Consider the following 253-nt stretch of genomic DNA (forward strand, 5'->3'; position numbering starts at 1 on the left):
TGCGCGTCGCGCGTTGCGTCGCGTCGGTGGCCGCATGTGCTTGCGCGAGCGCGGCGCGGATCGCGGCTTCCGTCGTGTCGTACCCGCCTTCGCCGTACCGCGTGTAGACCACCTTGCCGCTCGCGTCGATCAGGTACAGCGCGGGCCAGTACTGGTTGCCGTACGCGCGCCAGGTGTCGTAGTGGTTGTCCTGCGCAACCGGATAGCGGATGCCGAAGCGCTCGAGCGCTTCGGCGACGTTGTCGGCATCGCG

The 253-nt window shown here is 69.2% G+C and carries 1 pseudogene; it reads right to left on the minus strand.

The annotated features are described in order from the left end of the window. Window positions 1-253 (minus strand): annotated as a pseudogene (locus SB816_RS33465) (thioredoxin); the annotation flags it as partial.

The organism is Achromobacter sp. SIMBA_011 (assembly GCF_046535435.1).
Taxonomy (GTDB): Bacteria; Pseudomonadota; Gammaproteobacteria; order Burkholderiales; family Burkholderiaceae_B; genus Achromobacter; species Achromobacter dolens.